Origin of the sequence: Mesorhizobium sp. WSM3626, assembly GCF_000513935.1 — a bacterium.
GTDB lineage: Bacteria > Pseudomonadota > Alphaproteobacteria > Rhizobiales > Rhizobiaceae > Mesorhizobium > Mesorhizobium salmacidum.
Genome location: NZ_AZUY01000065.1, coordinates 1 through 16,486, shown reverse-complemented (window position 1 = coordinate 16,486; position 16,486 = coordinate 1). Strand labels below are relative to the sequence as shown.

The following is a 16,486-nucleotide window of genomic DNA, read 5'->3' as shown; positions in this document are numbered from 1 at the left end:
CCCAGGAGGATTTCGTGCTAGGGTGGCGTGCATCCGGGGCAGGGGTATACGCGGTTGAGAATTTTCAAGACTTTGACGATATCGGCAGGTTTGCTGTCGCTGGTTTTGGCGCTGGCGGGCTGTGGTGGGCACCTCATCAACAGATTGATCTGACGGCGAGGTCAGGTGTCGTCGCTCACCGCCTGGCGCCGTTGCAGAAGCCTCGCCACCAACCAGCATAGCATCGCCCAGGCGAAGCCGGCGCACCAGCCCGCCAGCACGTCCGACGGCCAGTGGACGCCGAGATAGACACGGCTGACGCCGACCAGCACCGCCGTCAGCACCGCCAGGAACAACACGTAGACCTGGGTGGTGCGGCCCGGCAGGAAGCGTGCCGCCAGCGAACCGAGCGTGAGATAGGTCACCGCCGACAGCATGGCATGGCCGCTCGGGAAGGAAAGCGAGGTCTCGTTGACCAGATGCGAAACCAGTTCCGGGCGGGGCCGGTCGACGCCGACTTTCAGCAAGCTCGACAGCAGCTGGCCGCCCGCCACCGCAACGAAGATGAGAAGCGCCGTCGCCGGGCGGCGGATCAACAGCAGATAGATGATCGTCGCCGTGGTGATCAGCACAAGCACGCTGGTGCTGCCAAGGCTGGTAACGTCGCGCATCGCCCCTTCGAGCCATGGCGGGCCGATGGGAACGCCGGGCTGGCCGGGCTGGCGGAAGGCAAGCAGGATTTCGGTATCGAAGGCGTGCGGCGTGGTGGCCCGTGCCACCTCCATCAATTCCTCGAACGCCCACAGCCCACCGGCGATGACCAGGCCGGCCAGCAGCACCGGGAATTCGACCCGGTTGAGCAGAGCTTTCGCAGCGTTCTTCATCGGCACCGTTACAACCGCCCTTGCAGATAGGGTCCAAGCGTGATCAGCGCCACGGCGGCGATCGCCAGCGCGATGCCGGCGGCCTGCAGCGCGTTGACGCGCTCGCCGAAGAACACCAGCGCCACGACGTTGACCGAGACCAGCTGGATGACCGCCGAGAGGCTGAAGGACACCGACATGCCGAACTCGCGGATCAGCCGCAGCATGATCAGATTGCCCAGCGAATAGAGCGCCAGCGTCAGCAGGATCTTGCCCAGGCTCGGCGCCAAGCCCCATTGCTTGGCGGCGGTCGCCGCCAGCAGGAAGATCACCGTCGAAAGGCCAAGCTGCAGCAGTCCCGAAAAACTCAACGTTCGTCCCCCTCGAAGCGGCTTTCGCCTGATGTCGCGGACCATGTTTCCGAAGCGCGTCGAGACGTCAAGCGACGTCGTTTCCAACGAAGGTCTTGGCAACGGCGAGACTGAAGCTCAATGTGCTGGAATCGCCCGGCATGTCGATAGAAGGGCGGTCAGGGGACCATGATTCGTATTCTTCAGAACTTGGCGCGGCGCTGGAGCGAGCTTTCCCTTGCCCTGCAATTCGTCGTTGCCGGCGGCTTTGGGCTCCTGGTCGTCATGCTGGTCGTAGGGACCTGGGTGACGACGCAGATCCGGGACGGCATCATTCGCAATTCGGCCGCCACGACGGCGCTTTATGTCGACAGCGTGATTGCGCCGCTGCTGCCCGATCTGCGTAAGAGCGAGGAGCTCAGCGATTCCGTCAAACAGGCGCTCGACGAGACGCTCGGCCAAGGCGCGCTCGGCAAACGCCTGGCATCGTTCAGGCTCTGGCGCCGCGACGGCACGGTGCTCTACGCCAAGGACGCGGATTTGATCGGCCGCCGCTTCGACCTGAACAAAAATCTGCGTTCCGCCTTCCAGGGCAGTGTCGTTGCCCAGTTCGATACGTTCGACGAGAACGAAGACAAGGAGCGGGCCGCGGGCGTGCCGTTGCTCGAGATCTACAATCCCGTGCGCGAACCCTGGTCCGGCGACGTGGTCGCCGTCACCGAATTCTACGAGATCGCCAGCGATTTCAAAGCCACCCTGGCCTCCGCCCTGCTGTCGAGCTGGCTGGTGGTGGCCGGCACCACCTTGATGGCATTCCTGCTTCTGTCGGGCATCGTCCTGCGCGCCAGCCGCACCATCGACGACCAGCGCGGGGCGCTGCGCCGCCAGGTGTCGGAGCTGCAAGGCCTGGTAACGCAGAACAGCGCCTTGCGGCAACGCGTGCAGCGGGCGTCCCGCCGCGCCACCGCACTCAACGAAAGATACCTGCGCCGGATCGGCGCCGACCTGCATGACGGCCCGGCCCAGCTCGTGGCCCTGGCGGCGCTGCGCATGGACAGTCCGGTGTTCACCGGCGACGGCCATGGCAGTGAAGGCCGCTCGACCGAGGTCGCCATGATCCGCAAGACGCTGGAGGACGCGATGCGCGAAATACGCGGCATCTGCACCGGCCTGGTGCTGCCGCAGATAGAAACGGCGGCGGCCGCGGACGTGTTGCGGCTGGCCGTCGAGGAACATGAGCACCGGACGGGCACGTCGGTGAGGCTCACCCTGCCCGGACATTTGCCCGAGCCCGGCGCTTCTGAGAAGATCAGCATCTATCGCTTCGTGCAGGAGGGGCTGAACAATGCCTACCGCCACGGGCGGGGCAAGGATCAGGCGGTGCATGCAGGAATGAAAAACGGCAGGCTTTTCGTTGAAGTGTCGGATGGCGGGCCGGGCTTCGATCCGGCGCGGGCCGAGGGGTTGGGGCTGGCCGGCCTCAGGGAGCGCGTTGAAAGCATCGGCGGACAGTTCGAAACCCTGACCGGGCCGAAAGGCACGAAGCTGGTGATCCGTCTTTCAGTCGAGGAGCAAGCATAATGGACGCCATTCGCATCGCCATTGTCGACGACCATCCGCTGTTCCGCGAAGGCGTGACCCGCAGCCTGTCGGAGATCGGAGGCTTCGAGATGGCCGGAGAAGGTGCGACCGCGCAGGACGCGGAACGCATCGTCTCGACCATGCAGCCCGACATATTGCTGCTCGATATTTCGATGCCGGGCGGCGGCCTGGCCGCGGTTGCAAGCATCCTTGCCGACCATCCCGCCCAGAAGATCGTCCTATTGACCGTTTCAGAGGCAAATGGCGATGTCACCAAGGCCCTGAATGCTGGCGTGCGCGGCTATGTCCTCAAAGGCGTCGGGTCGCGCTCGCTTGCCGATATCCTGCGCAACGTGGCGGCTGGCGAAAGCTATCTTTCGCCGATGTTGTCGGCCCGGCTGCTTTCCGATGTGCAGTCCCTGCAGCCTGCCAACGGCGCGGCGGACCGGCTGCGGCAACTCACCGGCCGGCAGACCGAAATCCTGCGGCTGGTGGCGGAGGGACTGAGCAACAAGGAAGTTGCCTTGCGCCTGGAACTGCAGGAGAAGACCGTGAAGCACCACATGACGGGGGTGCTGTCGAAACTCAGCGTGCGAAACCGCACGGAAGCAGCCCTCATGATGCGCGAGTTTCGCGACCGCGAGACGGACCGCTCATAGAGCGGTTCAGCGTCTGCGTAATTCCGCCAGGAGAAAGCGCTGCAAACCGTTTTTTCCTGGAATAAGCCCTCGGGGCGTTTGGAATGCCGCGCAAAGGAGGTCACCTCCGCCGGGGGGCGGCGGAGGTGACGCGTGAAACTGGTCGTTGCCTGTTGACCAGCTTCACAAGGCCGAATTCACAGGGCCGAAATTCACAGCGCCTTGAGACGGCTGACATCGGCCGGTGTGGCCGGGCGGTCGATGATGGTGCGGCCGAGCGCATCCTTCATCCTGAAACGGCCGTTCTCGATGTTTTCCGTCATACCGTCGGGGTGCTGAACTGTAATCTTGTTGCCGTCCACGTCGACCTCGTCGCCGGTGGTGGCGTTGAAATGGCTGCTCTTGTCGCGCTGGCCCTTGCCATTTCCGTTGTTCCCGCCGCCGCTATTCCCGTTACTGTTCCCGCTATTGCCGCTGCCGCCACTGTTACCGCCGCCGTTGCCGCCATTGCCGCCGTTACCGCCGTTGCCACCGCCACCATTGCCACCACCCCTGTCGGCATGTGCGGTCGCGGCATCGATTCCAGGCACGAATCCATGCAAGGCAATTCCATAGGGAGCGACGGTCAGCGCCAGAAGCGCCGCCGATCTCAGAGCCAGGCGACAACAACGGGCCGTAATCGATCCGTGCATACTGATCTCCGTCGATTGAGCCGGCGCGCTCACCCCAACGTTGCAGTGCAACCAACATCGCCGAAAGACATGGTGACCGAAAGCGGCCTCCGACCGTTGCGTTTGTCCCCCAGGACCTTTGCAGGCGCAAGATTGGACTAAAGTCCCAGGTCCCGGCGTGAAATCCGGTATCGTGAGGGAGCGGCAGCGCGGATACGATGTCACGAAAATGTGATCGGCCGACTGTAAGGCGGTCGAACAGGCAACAAAATCCAGCCAAATCCAGCCAGAGGCTCCCATGACCGAACATCGTTCCACCGATGCCCGATTCCGCACCAGCCTGCTCGAGGAAAACGAAGGCCCGGCCACCAATCCCAGCGAAAACCGCACGATGGGCGAGATTATCGCCGCGCGGTTCTCGCGCCGTGGCTTCCTCAAGGGTTCGCTTGCCGTCTCGGCGATCGCCGCCACCGTCAGCCCGCTGGCGATGATCGCCGCCGACGATACTCGCGCCGCGGAAGGCTCCGCCTTCACATTCGACGAGCTGGAGGCCGGTATCGACGACAAGCACCATGTCGCGCCGGGCTACGACGCCGACGTGTTGTTGCGCTGGGGCGATCCGCTGTTTGCCGATTTGCCGGAATTCGACCCGACCAGGCAGTCGGCGCAAGCCCAGGCCAGGCAGTTCGGCTACAACAACGACTATGTCGGCTATATCGCGATCGACGGCTCGGCGGAACACGGCCTGCTGGTCGTCAACCACGAATACACCAACCCGCATCTGATGTTCCCGGGCATCGTCAAGATCGTCGAGAAGGACGGCAAGAAGTCGGCCGAGGTGGCGCCGCTCTCGAAGGAGCAGGTCGATGTCGAGATGGCCGCCCATGGCGGCACCATCGTCGAGATCCGCAAGGACGGCGGCAAATGGCAGGTGGTGCGTGACGGCAAGCTCAACCGCCGCATCACCTCCAACACCGAGATGGCGCTGTCCGGCCCGGTCGCCGGCCATGACCGCGTCAAGACCAATGCCGATCCGTCCGGAACGAAAGTCTTCGGCACGATCAACAACTGCGCCGGCGGCGTCACGCCCTGGGGCACCTATGTGATGGCCGAGGAGAACATCCACGGCTATTTCTCCGGCGAGCTGCCGGAGGGCCACAAGGAAGCCGCCAACTACAAGCGCCTCGGCATACCGGAAGGCGCCTATGAATGGGGCGCGCATTATGACCGCTTCAACCTCGCCAAGGAGCCAAACGAGCCCAACCGCTTCGGCTGGATCGTCGAGGTCGATGTCAACGACCCGAATTCGGTACCGCGCAAGCGTACTGCCATGGGCCGTTTCAAGCATGAGGGCGCCGAATCGATCGTCGCCAAGGACGGCCGCGTCGTCTTCTATCTCGGCGACGACGAGCGCTTCGACTACGTCTACAAGTTCGTCACCAAGGGCATGTTCAACGCCGGCGACCGCGCGGCCAACAAGGACCTGCTCGACGACGGTACGCTGCATGTCGCCAAATTCGCCGAGGACGGCTCGGTCGAATGGATGCCGATCGTGTTCGGGCAGGGTCCGCTGACGGCGGAAAACGGTTTTGCCGGCCAGGCCGACGTGCTGATCGAGACGCGCCGCGCCGCCGACCTGCTTGGCGCCACCAAGATGGACCGGCCGGAAGACATCCAGCCCAATGCCGGCAACGGCAAGGTCTATGTCATGCTGACCAACAATTCCAAGCGCAAGGCCGATCAGGTCGATGCCGCCAACCCGCGCGCCGGGAATGCCTTCGGCCACATCATCGAGATCGTCGAGGACGGCGGCGATTTCGCCGCCACGAAGGGCAAATGGGAAGTGCTGCTGAAATGCGGCGACCCCGAGGTAGCCGATGTCGGCGCCACCTTCTCCACCGCGACGACGGCCAATGGCTGGTTCGGCATGCCCGACAATTGCGCGATCGATTCGGCCGGGCGGCTGTGGGTCGCCACCGACGGCCAGGGCCCGAAGGCCACCGGCCGCACCGACGGCCTGTGGGCGGTGGACACGGAAGGATCGGCGCGGGCGACCTCGAAACTGTTCTTCCGGGTGCCGATCGGCGCCGAAATGTGCGGCCCGCTGTTCGCGCCGGACGACCAGACCGCCTTCGTCGCCGTCCAGCATCCGGGTGACGGCGGCGAGGACTGGGATGCGTTCGGCCGGCCCTCCTACTACGAGGACCCGTCGACCCGCTGGCCCGATTTCAAGCCGGACATGCCGGTGCGGCCGGCAGTCGTGGCGATCACCAAACAGGGCGGCGGCAAGATCGCCGTCTGAGCAGTCAGGCGAGGCAAACGAGAGGGGCACCGGGAATCCGAAGCCCCTCTTTTTGTGTGGCATTGTATTCAAGCCTCGGGAAAGATTGGCAATTTACACGTGGCGCCCTAGATCGCGACCAGGAGATCATCGCCATGCCCAAGTCGATCTACGACCGTGGCCTGCTCAAACCTGACGAAGTGGCCACCTTGCAACGTGTCTTCGATGAGGCCTGCCGCCGACGCGAAGCGCATCCCGAATCCGCCGAGGCGCGTGAATTGGCGCTCACCTTGCTCGCCCTCTACAATGCCGGCATGGTCGACGAGGAGATGCTGACCGAGGCTGTCGGTTTCCGGCGGCTGGAGCCGAAATCAGCGTGAAGTGCCCGGCTGACCGGGACCGGCGATCCGCCCAGCGATCGCCCTGGCCAATATGGCCGCATTGGCGAAGCAGCCACGGATGCTCGGCCGCATGCCGGTGAACCACAGGCCGGGTAGTTTCGGGTCGGCCTGGCCGCCGTTGAAGAGCGGAACGCCCTTCTCGTCGAGCACGCCGAGATCGCCGACCATGTGCTCCAGCCCGGTACGGTAGCCCGTCGCGGCAATGATGATGTCGGGAGCAACCATGCTGCCATTGGCCAGGATGACGCCATCGCGGGTGAACTCCCGTATCGCCGGCACGACCACGATCCTGCCCGATTTGATGGCATCGACGGCGCCGTCGTCCGCGGCGATCGCGGTATAGTCCGAAGTCAGGCGGCTGGCGCCGCCGGCGGGTGCCGGCGGCATGCCGAATTTGGTGAGATCGCCGAAAACCAGGCGCTGCGTCACCGCCATAACCGCATCGGCGACGCGCAGCGGCAAGCGCGCCATGAGCGGCGAGAGGCGGTGTACGGCGATCTTGCCGACGCGCTTGGGCAAAAGGGCGGGACCGTTGCGAGCCGACAGCCAGACAGCGGCGGTGTCGACGCCCGCCAGGTGATTGAGGGCGTCGAAGCCCGAATTGCCGGCGCCGACAACCAGGACCTTCTTGCCTGCATAGGCCCGGGCGTCGCCAAAATCCGCCGAATGGATGATCCGGCCGGCGAACGCCCGCATGCCCTTCCATTGCGGCGTGTAGGGCTCCCTGTCGCGGCCGGTGGCGACAACGACGTGACGCGCCAGGCGCGAGCCGGCGCTGGTGCGCACGATCCAGTGGTCACCCCCGAACATGATGGCCTCGGCGGAAACGCCAAACTCCACCGGCAAACGGTTCGCCTCATGGAAATCGTTCATATGGCGGATGACGACATCCCGGTGCGGAAAGGCGGGGGTCCCCTTGGGGTAGGCAAGGCCGGGCAGCGCCGAGAGATCGCGGTGGGTGTTGAGGTGCAGCTGCTCGTGGCGCCGGCGCCAGGGCTCGGCGAGCCGGCTTTCCTTCTCGAGGACCGCCGTCGCCACGCCGGCCTTCATCAAAGCCCGCGCGACAGCCAGCCCGGCGACGCCGGCGCCAATGACGATCGCCGGCTCGACCGCCACCATCTGCTCCATCATCGTCCCGGATGTCGTATCAGCCATTCACTCTCGAATCCCATTCGCCCTTGCGGCAACCCCGGAAGGCTCGCAGGCCGTTGTAACAGTTTGATCGCGTGCAGGACCCGAACGGCGATGCCGATCTTCGAAGGCCCCGCGCCGAGGCACGATCTCGCTCCGGAGCATTCCACCGCCCGGTGGAAACTGCCGGTCGCGGCACCGCAGCCAAAACAACGACATGGAGCGGATTACCCGCTTCTGTCCGAATACATCCAGCCCTATATGGCATATCGGCGGCATCAGCGATAATCAGGTCGCGGCAAAGTGATTGATTCGAGGTCCCGGGGGCTGGGGATCTCGTCACAGACGTGGGCATTCGAAACCGGCAACCGATTTCGGCTACCCGCGAGAAATCAAGACGCCGTGGCGCGTCTTGCGTGTCGACCGGCACGTCGCGCCACAAACGGCACGCGGAATCTCGACCATGCCCTCCTTGCGGATTTATTTCGACAACATCCTCGAGGGGGCCTCGCCCAAGGTCGAACGCCGAGCGCTGACACATGTCGAGCGGCTGGCGCTGGTGCGCCGCCATGGCGACTTTTCGCTCGCCTATTCCACCGCCGTGCAGCACAAGCTTTCCTATTTTGGCGACGCCGACGGCTACATCGCCTTCGGCACCAAGATGAAGCATCATTTCGCGCTCGGCGATCCGGTGGCGGCGCCGGCGCAGCGGCCCGATTATATCAGACGCTTCGTCGAGAGTGCCGGCGGCCCATGGTTCGTGCAGATCGGCGAACAGACCGCCCAGGTCCTTGCCGGCCTCGGCTACAAGATCAACCGGCTGGGCATCGACACCCGCCTGCCGCTGCCCGACCATGATTTTTCCGGCAAGCGAAACGAGACGGTGCGCTATTCCGAGCGCTGGCTGCTGAAGAAAGGCTTTTCGTTCGAGGAGGACAAACGCACGATCCACCTCGACGAGATCTCCCGGCTCTCGCAAAATTGGCGCGGCGACCGCATCGTCAAGCGCTGGGAGATGGGTTTCCTCAACCGTCCATTTTACGATCAGCTCGGCAGCGACATGCGCCGTTTCGTGCTGCACGGTCCCGACGGCGACCTGGTCGCCCTGCTCGACTTCGATCCGATGTTCGCCGGCGGCAAGGTGGTCGGCTACACCACCGCCTTCAAGCGCAAGCATATCGATGCCTCGCCGCATGCCGAGATCGGCCTGACCAAATTCGCCGTCGACCGGTTTCGCGAGGAGGGTATCTCGGTGGTGACGCTCGGCCTGTCGCCGCTCGTCGATGTGGGTCCCAGCGGATTTGCCGAAAGCGACTTCTGGCGCAACACCTTCCAGCGCGCCTACGATTCGCCTTGGGTCAACCGCCGCAGGTTCAACCTGCAGGGCCAGGCGGCATTCAAGCGCCGCTTCCACGGCGTCGAGGAGCCGGTCTACATCGCCTTTCGCGAGGGGACCTACATCGAGATGCTGGGGTTGCTGCGGCTGGTCAAGGCGATTTGAGATCTGCCCTTTCCTCGCCCCGCGGAGCGGGGAGAGGAACCAAGTCCCAGCCGATCAGTTCCGCAGCCGGTAGCCGGTCCGGAAGATCCAGGCGACGATCGCGATGCAGACGGCCAGGAACACCAGCGTCATGCCGAGGCTGATGCCGACCGAGACGTCGGCCTTGCCGTAGAAACTCCAGCGGAAACCGCTGATCAGGTAGACCACCGGGTTGAACAGCGTGATCGTCTTCCAGATGCCGGGCAGCATGTGGATCGAATAGAAGCTGCCGCCGAGGAAGGTCAGCGGGGTGACGATCAGCAGCGGCACCAGCTGCAGCTGCTCGAAGCTTTTCGCCCAGATGCCGATGATGAAGCCGAAGAGGCTGAAGGTCACCGCCGTCAGGATCAGGAAGGCGAGCATCCAGAACGGATGTTCGATGTGCAGCGGCACGAACAGCGAGGCCGTGGCCAGGATGATCAGGCCGAGGATGATGGACTTGGTGGCCGCGCCGCCGACATAGGCGATGACGATCTCCAGATAGGAGACCGGCGCCGATAGAAGCTCGTAGATCGAGCCGACGAATTTCGGGAAATAGATGGCGAAGGAGGCGTTGGATATCGACTGCGTCAAGAGCGACAGCATGATCAGCCCCGGCACGATGAAGGCGCCATAGCTGATGCCGTCGATCTCGGTGATGCGCGAGCCGATGGCCGAGCCGAAGACGACGAAATAGAGCGATGTCGAGATGACCGGCGAGATGATGCTCTGCAGCACGGTGCGGAACGCACGCGCCATCTCAACCCGATAGATCGCCCATACCGCACGTAGATTCATGGCCGCACGCGGGTTCATGGCTCTTGCCTCAGGAGATTGACGAAGATCTCTTCGAGCGAGCTGTTCTTGGTGTCGAGATCGCGGAACTGGACGCCGGCCGCCTCCAGATCGCGGATCAGCGAGGCGACGCCCGGCCGGTCGCTCTGGTTATCATAGGTATAGGTGAGCTGGTTGCCGTCCGGCGACAGTTCGAGCGCGTAGTTCGAGAGGCCCTCGGGCACGCTGCCGAGTGGCGCGCGCAGCTCCAGCCTCATCTCCTTGCGGCCGAGCTTGAGCATCAGTTCGGCCTTGTCCTCGACCAGGATGATCTCGCCGCGGTTGATGACGCCGACGCGGTCGGCCATGGCCTCGGCTTCCTCGATATAATGCGTGGTGAGGATGATGGTGACGCCATCCTCGCGCAGCCGGCGCACCATCGCCCACATGTCCTGGCGCAGTTCGACGTCGACGCCGGCGGTCGGCTCGTCGAGGAACAGGACGCGCGGCTCGTGCGACAGCGCCTTGGCGATCATCAGCCGCCGCTTCATGCCCCCCGAGAGCGTAATCGCCTTGGCGTCCTTCTTGTCCCACAGCGACAGATCGCGCAGCACCTTCTCGACAAAGGCCGGATTGGCCGGCCTGCCGAACAGGCCGCGGCTGTAATTGACGGTTGCCCAGACGCTCTCGAAGGCGTCGATGGTGAGTTCCTGCGGCACCAGCCCGATCAGGCTGCGCGCGGCGCGGTAGTCCTTGTTGATGTCGTGGCCGTCGACGGTGACGGTGCCGGACGAGCGGTTGACGATGCCGCAGACGATCGAGATCAGCGTCGTCTTGCCGGCGCCGTTGGGACCGAGCAGCGCGAAAATCTCGCCGCGCTCTATGTCGAGGCTGACTTCCTTGAGCGCGGTGAAGCCGGTGGCGTAGGTCTTGGAGACCCCGGAAATGGAAAGAATGGAGGGCATGGCTGAAAACGGCTGCTTGAAAGAGGTGTCTTGATATAGGCCTGTTGTCGCCCAGTGCAACTGCAAGTCAATGCCCTGCTGCCAGTTCTCGACATTGAAGCCGGGGGCCGGTTGGAAATGGGTGGCTTCTATTCGGTAAAATTGTCCTGTGGCGTTCAGCCTCGCGGCGGGACGCCGCTTTGACCTGACCCGGCTTCGGGCCTATCCTTCGCCAGTATTGGAGCAATTCCAGGAAAAGTGTGAAGCGCTTTTCCCGGGAAAAGCGCATAACGCTTTCCCTAGGGAATGGCGTCGAAATAAATAATAAGCAGCCGGAGCCCGCCATGGACCCGCTTATTCTCTCGCGCATGCAGTTCGGCGCGAATATCTCATTCCATATCCTGTTTCCGACGATCACCATTGCCCTTGGCTGGGTGCTGCTGTTCTTCAAGCTGCGCTACAACGCGACCAATGATTCCGCCTGGATGCGCGCCTATTTCACCTGGGTGAAGGTGTTCGCGCTGTCCTTTGCCATGGGCGTGGTTTCGGGCGTCACCATGAGCTTCCAGTTCGGCACCAACTGGCCGGGCTACATGCAGCATGTCGGCAACATCGCGGGACCGCTGCTCGCCTACGAGATACTCACCGCCTTCTTCCTTGAAGCGGCCTTCCTCGGCATCATGCTGTTCGGCTTCCGCCGCGTTTCCAACCGCGTCCACACGCTGGCCACGGTGCTGGTCGCCGGCGGCACCACCCTATCGGCCTTCTGGATCATCGCGCTCAATTCCTGGATGCAGACCCCGGCGGGTTTCGAAATGCGCGACGGCGTCGCGCACGCCGTCGATTGGTGGGCCATCGTCTTCAACCCGTCCATGCCCTACCGGCTGGTGCACATGCTGCTCGCCTCGGGGCTGACGGTGTCGTTCCTGATCGCTGGCCTGTCGGCGCTGCGTTACCTCAAGGGCGACCGTTCGGAATCGATGTGGAAGGCGCTGCGCACCGGCGTCTTCACCGCCGCGATCCTGATCCCGATCCAGATCCTGGCCGGCGACCAGCATGGGCTGAACACGCTGGAGCACCAGCCGCAGAAGATCGCCGCCATGGAGGCCAACTGGAACACCGGCCCCAACGTGCCGCTGGTGCTGTTCGCGCTGCCCGACGAGGCGGCCAGGGAAAACAAGTTCGAGGTCGCGATTCCCGATGGCGCCAGCCTTATCCTGCGGCACAGCATCGACGGTGTCGTGCCGGGGCTGAACGATTTTCCGGGCAACCACCCGCCGGTCTTTCCGCTCTTCTGGAGTTTCCGCATCATGGTCGGCACCGGGCTCTTGATGCTCGCCGTCTCGTGGTCGGCCGCCTTCTTCCTCAAGCGCCGGCATTCGCTGCCCAAGCCGCTCGCGCTGCTGATGGTGCCGATGGCGCTGTCGGGCTGGCTGGCGACACTGGCCGGCTGGTACACGACCGAGATCGGCCGCCAGCCCTGGCTGGTGACCGGCGTGCTGAAGACCGCCGACGCCGTCGGTCCGGTGGCCGGCAGCCATGTCGCGCTGACGCTCGCCGTCTACCTTCTCCTCTACTTGCTTTTGCTGATCGCCTATCTCGGCGTGCTGGTGCACCTGGCGCTGAAGGCGGCCAAGGATGGCGACACCTCACCGCTGCCGGGCGTGATGAAGACCGCCATGTCGCAACCGGCGGCGGGGGAGTGAAAAGATGACCTACGACTGGCCAATCCTGCTCCCCCTCATCTTCGCCGGCCTGATGGGCCTCGCCATTCTGATCTACGTCATTCTCGACGGCTTCGACCTCGGCATCGGCATGCTGTTCGCCGCCGCCGAGGACACCGAGCAGGACACGATGATCGCCGCGATCGGCCCGTTCTGGGACGCCAACGAGACCTGGCTGGTGCTGGCCGTCGGCCTGCTGCTGGTCGCCTTTCCGCTGGCGCATGGCGTCATCCTCACCGCGCTCTACATTCCGGTCTTCGTGCTGCTGGTCGGACTGATCCTGCGCGGCGTCGCCTTCGATTTCCGCGCCAAGGTGCCGGCCGGCCGCAAGCACCGCTGGAACCGTATCTTCTTCCTGGGCTCGCTCACCGCCTCGCTGGCGCAGGGCTACATGCTGGGCGTCTATGTGCTCGGCCTCGATGTCGGGCCGGGCGGCATGGCGTTCGGCGTGCTGGTGGCGTTCTGTCTTGCTGCAGCTTATGCCGCGATGGGCGCTGCCTGGGTAATCTACAAGACCGAGGGCGAGTTGCAGAAGAAGGCGGTGCTCTGGCTGCGCACGGCGCTGGTGCTGACCGCGCTCGGCATGGCCGCCGTGTCGCTGGCGACACCCTTCGCCAGCCCGCGCATCTTCGCCAAATGGTTCGACTGGCCGAGGATGCTCTATCTGTCGCCGCTGCCGATCCTGTCGGCGCTGCTGTTCCTCTGGCTGTGGCGGCAGACCTTCCACCTGCCCCGGCCCGGCGACCGCCATGCGCTGACGCCGTTCCTGATGCTGGCCGCCATCTTCGCGCTCGGCTTTACCGGCCTTGCCTGGTCGTTCTATCCCTATGTGGTGCCCGATCGCCTGACCATCTGGCAGGCGGCGTCGGCGACCGAAAGCCTGGCCATCATCCTGGCCGGCACCGTGGTGGTGCTGCCAGTGATCATCTTCTATTCGTTCTACGCCTACCGCGTGTTCGGCGGCAAGGCGACGGATTTGACGTATGATTGAGGGTGGATAGAGCGGTTGATTTCGAGGTCACGGCGAGGCGCCCCCCTCTGGCCTGCCGGCCATCTCCCCCTCAAGGGGGGAGATCGGATGTCATGATTGCTTTCGCCAATTTCCGACGTCGCAAAGGCGCGGGGCCGACGCTGCCAATCTCCCCCCTTGAGGGGGAGATGTCCGGCAGGACAGAGGGGGGCGCTGCCCCGCCGGCCTATCGCACTCTCGCGCCCCGCCGAGAACCTCAATTGCTCGCCGACAGCACCAGCACCGGCTTTTCGCTGTAGAGCGACGGGAACAGCGTCTTCAAATTCGCCACCTTGGGCAGGTCGTTGTAGACGATGTAGGGGTAGGTCGGGTTCAGCGTCAGGAAATCCTGGTGGTAGTTTTCGGCCGGGTAGAAGGTCTTGCCGGTCTCCAGCGTGGTGACGATGGGTTCGGGAAACACCTTGGCCTTGTCGAGCTGGGCGATATAGCTCTGCGCGATCTTCTTCTGGGCGTCGTTTTCGGCAAAGATCGTCGAGCGGTACTGCGTGCCCGAGTCCGGACCCTGGTAGTTGAGCTGGGTCGGATTGTGGGCGACCGAGAAATAGACCTGCAGCAGCTGGCCATAGGTCACCTTGGACGGATCATAGGTGATCTCGACGGATTCGGCGTGGCCGGTGCGGCCGGTGCCGACCGTCTCGTAGACGGCGTCGTCCTTGGCGCCGCCGGTGTAGCCCGAGACCGCCTTGCTGACGCCCTTGACGTGCTGGAACACGCCCTGCACGCCCCAGAAGCAGCCGCCGGCGAAGATGGCCTTTTCGCTGCCTGGAGCCGCCTTTTCGTCGATTGCCGGCGGCGGGATTTTCACCGCATCGTCGGCGGAGATGGCCGGCGTCAGCCAGAAGGCGGCGCCCGCGACGGCAAGGGCGAGTGCGGCGAGCCCGCCCCGGACAAAGCCGGTCGAACGATTGTTGATATTGGTCATGGTTGCACTCCTCATGGCTTCCCCTGGGATCGGTCCATTGGGGATCAGTCTACTGGATCGGCTACCGTGGCGCGATGCGCGAGTTGCGGCGGAGGCTCACATTCGCGTGCGGCCCGGACTTTTTGCTTCGACGTCATTCCCGACGCATAACCGCTTCAAGCTTTCCGGGATTGCTCCGGCAACTGTCCCCGGCTGGACAGGGAGCCCGCCAGGGACAGAAGGCCACGCACCAATCTCAATTGGCTATCAATTGGCCGTGGCATCCGTTGCCGGCTTCATGGCATCGGTCGCCGGTTTCATCGCGTCCGTCGCAGGCTTCATGGCATCGGCGGCGGGCTTCATGGAGTTGGTGGCCATCGGGTCGGCCGGCTTCATCGCATCGGTTGCCGGTTTCATGGCGTCCGCGGCAGGCGCCATGGCGTTGGCGGCGGGCTTCATCGCGTTGGTGGCGTCATCGGCGCGCGCGATGCCGCCGGCAAACAGCGCCGTCGAGCAGAGAGCGAGCGCGAGCGCCGGCAGCGTCAGGCGGGAGAAATTGGTCATTATAGGCTTCCTTGCGGGGTTGATGGCACGCCCTTTCTGGGCGGCCGGGCTCTTGCGCCGCCGCCCGTGCGGCGACGCAAATTTCTGCTGGCAAATCTCTGCTCGGCAAATCTCTACTTGGACGCGATCTAGTTGGCGGCGGCGGCCAGGATCGGCCCGCCGCCGGGCGACTGCACCAGCACGGCGGTGCTGAGGCCGCCCGAGGCTGCCGGCACATCGAGCGTCTTGGCCTCGCCGGTCCAGCTGCCGAGTTTTGTCAGCGCGTGCACGACATTGGCGTGCGGCAAGGTGCGGCCGGTGTTTTCGCCGCGCGCCACCGGCACCTCGACGACACCCTTGGTGTAGCGCACCAGCCAGACATCGGCCTTGCCGCCCGGTGCCGAGCCGGCGCCGATCGCGACCTTGCCGCCCTCGAGCGACAGCGACGGACCGCCGGTTTCGCCGGTGGCGGCGATCAGATGTTCGATCTGGCCGGGCGCGGCGCCGACGACGTCGGCATGGCCGTTGACCACCACCTGCGGCGTGAACGGTCCGTCATGGCCGAGCGGGCGCTCGTAGGAAACCTGGCGCTGGGTGAATTCCTGCTTTCCGAACGTGTCCTTCCAGCCGAGATAGTCCCAGTAGGTGACGTTGAAGGACAGCGCCAGCACGCCGGGCCGGTCCTTGACCTTGATGAGGTTGGCATTGGCCGGCGGGCAGGACGAGCAGCCCTGGCTGGTGAACAGCTCGACCACGGTGAGCGGCTGGGCGGCTGCCGCGCCGAACGAGGCGGCGAGCGCCAGCGCGGCGAGGCCGGACAGTGCGAGAAACCTGCTGGATAGGACTGGCGACATCGGCGTGCTCCGTGGGACGGCGCCACGATGCGCTCGCCATGTCCCCACTTCGCCGCCACCACGAGCTTCGTTACAGCGCTCACCGCTTTGTGATTGAAGAACGCCAGCGCTTTTTTCCTTCTCCCCCTACAGGGCAGGGGAATCGCATATGACGTTTTGGGAGTTGAAATTGGTCTGAGAAGAGATTCTTTGGGAAGGCAGTCCAACGAAGGATCGACTGCCATGTCCTGCCTTGAGAGCTATTTCGGCGCGGTGCCTGACCCGCGCGCGGCCAACGCCACGCACCGGCTTGGCGATTTGAT

The 16,486-nt window shown here is 64.3% G+C and carries 16 protein-coding genes; 7 read left to right on the top strand and 9 right to left on the bottom strand.

Annotated features, from left to right (window positions below; all coding sequences use genetic code 11):
• Window positions 1–161: 161 nt before the first annotated feature.
• On the bottom strand, window positions 162–863 hold the full coding sequence (locus M653_RS0128930; RefSeq protein WP_027146447.1) for a phosphatase PAP2 family protein: 702 nt from the start codon (window positions 861–863) through the stop codon (window positions 162–164).
• 8 nt (window positions 864–871) lie between these two features.
• Entirely contained in the window at window positions 872–1,213 is a 342-nt protein-coding gene (locus M653_RS0128925) for a hypothetical protein (RefSeq protein WP_027146446.1), read from the bottom strand.
• Between the two features lie 168 nt (window positions 1,214–1,381).
• Between M653_RS0128925 and M653_RS0128920 the strand changes: the two genes are divergently transcribed.
• Window positions 1,382–2,773 (top strand): sensor histidine kinase, encoded by a 1,392-nt coding sequence (locus M653_RS0128920; RefSeq protein ID WP_027146445.1) that lies wholly within the window; start codon window positions 1,382–1,384, stop codon window positions 2,771–2,773.
• Complete coding sequence (locus M653_RS0128915) at window positions 2,770–3,432, top strand: response regulator transcription factor (RefSeq protein ID WP_027146444.1); 663 nt, start codon at window positions 2,770–2,772, stop codon at window positions 3,430–3,432. Before M653_RS0128920 ends, M653_RS0128915 begins: the two co-directional genes overlap by 4 nt.
• Window positions 3,433–3,623: 191 nt before the next feature.
• Here the strand turns inward: M653_RS0128915 and M653_RS0128910 are convergent, their stop codons facing one another.
• Window positions 3,624–4,103 (bottom strand): hypothetical protein, encoded by a 480-nt coding sequence (locus M653_RS0128910; RefSeq protein ID WP_027146443.1) that lies wholly within the window; start codon window positions 4,101–4,103, stop codon window positions 3,624–3,626.
• 277 nt (window positions 4,104–4,380) lie between these two features.
• On the opposite strand from M653_RS0128910, the gene M653_RS0128905 reads away from it, so the two are divergent.
• Window positions 4,381–6,384: a PhoX family phosphatase gene (locus tag M653_RS0128905; RefSeq protein WP_027146442.1), complete on the top strand. Its 2,004-nt coding sequence runs from the start codon at window positions 4,381–4,383 to the stop codon at window positions 6,382–6,384.
• A 134-nt stretch (window positions 6,385–6,518) separates the two neighbouring features.
• Window positions 6,519–6,743, top strand: coding sequence for a hypothetical protein (locus M653_RS0128900; RefSeq protein WP_027146441.1), 225 nt, complete (start codon window positions 6,519–6,521; stop codon window positions 6,741–6,743).
• On the opposite strand, the gene M653_RS0128895 is transcribed toward M653_RS0128900, so the two are convergent.
• On the bottom strand, window positions 6,735–7,919 hold the full coding sequence (locus M653_RS0128895; protein ID WP_027146440.1) for an NAD(P)/FAD-dependent oxidoreductase: 1,185 nt from the start codon (window positions 7,917–7,919) through the stop codon (window positions 6,735–6,737). The two genes, M653_RS0128900 and M653_RS0128895, sit on opposite strands and share 9 nt — an antisense overlap.
• Window positions 7,920–8,358: 439 nt before the next feature.
• Here M653_RS0128895 and M653_RS0128890 point away from each other — a divergent pair, with 439 nt between their 5' ends.
• Window positions 8,359–9,396: a phosphatidylglycerol lysyltransferase domain-containing protein gene (locus M653_RS0128890; protein WP_027146439.1), complete on the top strand. Its 1,038-nt coding sequence runs from the start codon at window positions 8,359–8,361 to the stop codon at window positions 9,394–9,396.
• Between the two features lie 54 nt (window positions 9,397–9,450).
• On the opposite strand, the gene M653_RS0128885 is transcribed toward M653_RS0128890, so the two are convergent.
• Entirely contained in the window at window positions 9,451–10,212 is a 762-nt protein-coding gene (locus M653_RS0128885) for an ABC transporter permease (RefSeq protein WP_027146438.1), read from the bottom strand.
• Between the two features lie 14 nt (window positions 10,213–10,226).
• Window positions 10,227–11,153 carry an ABC transporter ATP-binding protein gene (locus M653_RS0128880; RefSeq protein ID WP_027146437.1) on the bottom strand — a complete coding sequence of 309 codons (927 nt, stop codon included), beginning with the start codon at window positions 11,151–11,153 and terminating at the stop codon, window positions 10,227–10,229.
• A gap of 323 nt (window positions 11,154–11,476) precedes the next feature.
• Between M653_RS0128880 and M653_RS0128875 the strand changes: the two genes are divergently transcribed.
• Both M653_RS0128875 and M653_RS0128870 read left to right on the top strand, forming a co-directional pair.
• Complete coding sequence (locus tag M653_RS0128875) at window positions 11,477–12,838, top strand: cytochrome ubiquinol oxidase subunit I (RefSeq protein WP_027146436.1); 1,362 nt, start codon at window positions 11,477–11,479, stop codon at window positions 12,836–12,838.
• Between the two features lie 4 nt (window positions 12,839–12,842).
• Window positions 12,843–13,847, top strand: a complete 1,005-nt coding sequence (locus M653_RS0128870; protein ID WP_027146435.1) for a cytochrome d ubiquinol oxidase subunit II — start codon at window positions 12,843–12,845, stop codon at window positions 13,845–13,847.
• Window positions 13,848–14,082: 235 nt separating this feature from the next.
• Here the strand turns inward: M653_RS0128870 and msrA are convergent, their stop codons facing one another.
• The 3 genes from msrA to M653_RS0128855 form a co-directional block, all read right to left on the bottom strand.
• Window positions 14,083–14,808 carry a peptide-methionine (S)-S-oxide reductase MsrA gene (msrA, locus tag M653_RS0128865; RefSeq protein WP_027146434.1) on the bottom strand — a complete coding sequence of 242 codons (726 nt, stop codon included), beginning with the start codon at window positions 14,806–14,808 and terminating at the stop codon, window positions 14,083–14,085.
• Between the two features lie 246 nt (window positions 14,809–15,054).
• Window positions 15,055–15,351, bottom strand: coding sequence for a hypothetical protein (locus M653_RS0128860; protein ID WP_027146433.1), 297 nt, complete (start codon window positions 15,349–15,351; stop codon window positions 15,055–15,057).
• Window positions 15,352–15,479: 128 nt separating this feature from the next.
• The gene (locus M653_RS0128855) at window positions 15,480–16,184 is read right to left on the bottom strand and encodes a DUF1223 domain-containing protein (protein ID WP_027146432.1); all 705 of its coding nucleotides are present in this window, start codon (window positions 16,182–16,184) and stop codon (window positions 15,480–15,482) included.
• Window positions 16,185–16,486: the final 302 nt, after the last annotated feature.

Excerpts from the sequence above, each read along its gene's own strand:
- M653_RS0128930 (WP_027146447.1), bottom strand. The coding sequence starts at position 863 with ATGAAGAACGCTGCGAAAGCTCTGCTCAACCGGGTCGAATTCCCGGTG.
- M653_RS0128920 (WP_027146445.1), top strand. The coding sequence starts at position 1,382 with ATGATTCGTATTCTTCAGAACTTGGCGCGGCGCTGGAGCGAGCTTTCC.
- M653_RS0128910 (WP_027146443.1), bottom strand. The coding sequence starts at position 4,103 with ATGCACGGATCGATTACGGCCCGTTGTTGTCGCCTGGCTCTGAGATCG.
- M653_RS0128905 (WP_027146442.1), top strand. The coding sequence starts at position 4,381 with ATGACCGAACATCGTTCCACCGATGCCCGATTCCGCACCAGCCTGCTC.
- M653_RS0128900 (WP_027146441.1), top strand. The coding sequence starts at position 6,519 with ATGCCCAAGTCGATCTACGACCGTGGCCTGCTCAAACCTGACGAAGTG.
- M653_RS0128895 (WP_027146440.1), bottom strand. The coding sequence starts at position 7,919 with ATGGCTGATACGACATCCGGGACGATGATGGAGCAGATGGTGGCGGTC.
- M653_RS0128890 (WP_027146439.1), top strand. The coding sequence starts at position 8,359 with ATGCCCTCCTTGCGGATTTATTTCGACAACATCCTCGAGGGGGCCTCG.
- M653_RS0128885 (WP_027146438.1), bottom strand. The coding sequence starts at position 10,212 with ATGAATCTACGTGCGGTATGGGCGATCTATCGGGTTGAGATGGCGCGT.
- M653_RS0128880 (WP_027146437.1), bottom strand. The coding sequence starts at position 11,153 with ATGCCCTCCATTCTTTCCATTTCCGGGGTCTCCAAGACCTACGCCACC.
- M653_RS0128875 (WP_027146436.1), top strand. The coding sequence starts at position 11,477 with ATGGACCCGCTTATTCTCTCGCGCATGCAGTTCGGCGCGAATATCTCA.
- M653_RS0128870 (WP_027146435.1), top strand. The coding sequence starts at position 12,843 with ATGACCTACGACTGGCCAATCCTGCTCCCCCTCATCTTCGCCGGCCTG.
- msrA (WP_027146434.1), bottom strand. The coding sequence starts at position 14,808 with ATGACCAATATCAACAATCGTTCGACCGGCTTTGTCCGGGGCGGGCTC.
- M653_RS0128860 (WP_027146433.1), bottom strand. The coding sequence starts at position 15,351 with ATGACCAATTTCTCCCGCCTGACGCTGCCGGCGCTCGCGCTCGCTCTC.
- M653_RS0128855 (WP_027146432.1), bottom strand. The coding sequence starts at position 16,184 with ATGTCGCCAGTCCTATCCAGCAGGTTTCTCGCACTGTCCGGCCTCGCC.